Below are 2,947 nucleotides of genomic sequence, written 5' to 3' on the forward strand. Positions count from 1 at the left end.
CATCAACTCGAAACTCCTTCGGGTTGTATGGTTAAGTGACTAAGCGTACACGGTGGATGCCTTGGCAGTCAGAGGCGATGAAGGACGTATTAACTTGCGATAAGCCCAGATTAGGTAGTAAAAACCATTTGAGTCTGGGATTTCCGAATGGGGAAACCCAATACCATAAGGTATTACTGTTGAGTGAATACATAGCTCAACAGGGCGAACCGGGGGAACTGAAACATCTAAGTACCCCGAGGAAAAGAAATCAACCGAGATTCCGAAAGTAGCGGCGAGCGAAATTGGACTAGCCCTTAAGCTTTACACGCGTTAGACGAACAGCCTGGAAAGGCCGACGATACAGGGTGATAGTCCCGTAGTTGACGACGTGTGTTCAGTGAAATCGAGTAGGGCGGGACACGTGATATCCTGTCTGAATATGGGGGGACCATCCTCCAAGGCTAAATACTACTGACTGACCGATAGTGAACCAGTACCGTGAGGGAAAGGCGAAAAGAACCCCTGTGAGGGGAGTGAAATAGAACCTGAAACCGTGTACGTACAAGCAGTAGGAGCAGGCTTGTCCTGTGACTGCGTACCTTTTGTATAATGGGTCAGCGACTTATATTCAGTGGCAAGGTTAACCATCTAGGGGAGCCGTAGGGAAACCGAGTCTTAACTGGGCGTTCAGTCTCTGGATATAGACCCGAAACCAGGTGATCTAGCCATGGGCAGGTTGAAGGTTGAGTAACATCAACTGGAGGACCGAACCGACTAATGTTGAAAAATTAGCGGATGACTTGTGGCTAGGGGTGAAAGGCCAATCAAACCTGGAGATAGCTGGTTCTCCCCGAAAGCTATTTAGGTAGCGCCTCGGACGAATACTACTGGGGGTAGAGCACTGTTAAGGCTAGGGGGTCATCCCGACTTACCAACCCTTTGCAAACTCCGAATACCAGTAAGTACTATCCGGGAGACACACGGCGGGTGCTAACGTCCGTCGTGGAGAGGGAAACAACCCAGACCGCCAGCTAAGGTCCCAAATTACTACTAAGTGGGAAACGATGTGGGAAGGCTCAGACAGCCAGGATGTTGGCTTAGAAGCAGCCATCATTTAAAGAAAGCGTAATAGCTCACTGGTCGAGTCGGCCTGCGCGGAAGATGTAACGGGGCTAAGTAGTAAACCGAAGCTGCGGCAATGCACTTTAGTGCATTGGGTAGGGGAGCGTTCTGTAAGCGGTTGAAGGTGTGTGGTAACGCATGCTGGACGTATCAGAAGTGCGAATGCTGACATGAGTAACGATAAAGGGGGTGAAAAACCTCCTCGCCGGAAGACCAAGGGTTCCTGTCCAACGTTAATCGGGGCAGGGTAAGTCGACCCCTAAGGCGAGGCCGAAAGGCGTAGTCGATGGGAAACGGGTTAATATTCCCGTACTTCTTACAATTGCGATGGGGGGACGGAGAAGGCTAGGTGGGCCTGGCGACGGTTGTCCAGGTTCAAGTGCGTAGGCTGAGAAGTTAGGTAAATCCGGTTTCTCTTAAGGCTGAGACACGACGTCGAGCATCTACGGATGTGAAGTCATTGATGCCATGCTTCCAGGAAAAGCCTCTAAGCTTCAGATTGTAAGGAATCGTACCCCAAACCGACACAGGTGGTCGGGTAGAGAATACCAAGGCGCTTGAGAGAACTCGGGTGAAGGAACTAGGCAAAATGGTACCGTAACTTCGGGAGAAGGTACGCTCTCGACGGTGAAGTCCCTCGCGGATGGAGCTATTGAGAGTCGCAGATACCAGGTGGCTGCAACTGTTTATTAAAAACACAGCACTGTGCAAAATCGCAAGATGACGTATACGGTGTGACGCCTGCCCGGTGCCGGAAGGTTAATTGATGGGGTTAGACTTCGGTCGAAGCTCTTGATCGAAGCCCCGGTAAACGGCGGCCGTAACTATAACGGTCCTAAGGTAGCGAAATTCCTTGTCGGGTAAGTTCCGACCTGCACGAATGGCGTAATGATGGCCACGCTGTCTCCACCCGAGACTCAGTGAAATTGAAATCGCTGTGAAGATGCAGTGTACCCGCGGCTAGACGGAAAGACCCCGTGAACCTTTACTACAGCTTGGCACTGAACATTGACCCTACATGTGTAGGATAGGTGGGAGGCTTTGAAGCGCAGTCGCTAGATTGCGTGGAGCCGTCCTTGAAATACCACCCTTGTAGTGTTGATGTTCTAACGTCGACCCCTAATCGGGGTTGCGGACAGTGCCTGGTGGGTAGTTTGACTGGGGCGGTCTCCTCCCAAAGCGTAACGGAGGAGCACGAAGGTGGGCTAATCACGGTTGGACATCGTGAGGTTAGTGCAATGGCATAAGCCCGCTTGACTGCGAGAATGACAATTCGAGCAGGTGCGAAAGCAGGTCATAGTGATCCGGTGGTTCTGAATGGAAGGGCCATCGCTCAACGGATAAAAGGTACTCCGGGGATAACAGGCTGATACCGCCCAAGAGTTCATATCGACGGCGGTGTTTGGCACCTCGATGTCGGCTCATCACATCCTGGGGCTGAAGTCGGTCCCAAGGGTATGGCTGTTCGCCATTTAAAGTGGTACGCGAGCTGGGTTTAGAACGTCGTGAGACAGTTCGGTCCCTATCTGCCGTGGGCGTTGGAGAATTGAAAGGGGCTGCTCCTAGTACGAGAGGACCGGAGTGGACGAACCTCTGGTGTTCGGGTTGTGTCGCCAGACGCATTGCCCGGTAGCTAAGTTCGGGATCGATAACCGCTGAAAGCATCTAAGCGGGAAGCGAGCCTTGAGATGAGTTCTCCCTGATACTTTAAGTATCCTAAAGGGTTGTCGTAGACTACGACGTTGATAGGCAGGGTGTGTAAGCGTTGTGAGGCGTTGAGCTAACCTGTACTAATTGCCCGTGAGGCTTAACCATACAACACCCAAGGGGTTTTGATGGACTC

Annotated in this window: 1 rRNA gene; it reads left to right on the forward strand. The window is 51.7% G+C overall.

Annotated features, from left to right (window positions below):
* Positions 1 to 29: 29 nt before the first annotated feature.
* Positions 30 to 2,919: ribosomal RNA gene (locus R7E42_RS23655) — 23S ribosomal RNA — on the forward strand.
* The last annotated feature ends 28 nt before the right edge of the window (positions 2,920 to 2,947 follow it).

Origin of the sequence: Vibrio sp. Vb1337, from assembly GCF_033338715.1 — a bacterium.
GTDB lineage: Bacteria > Pseudomonadota > Gammaproteobacteria > Enterobacterales > Vibrionaceae > Vibrio > Vibrio alginolyticus.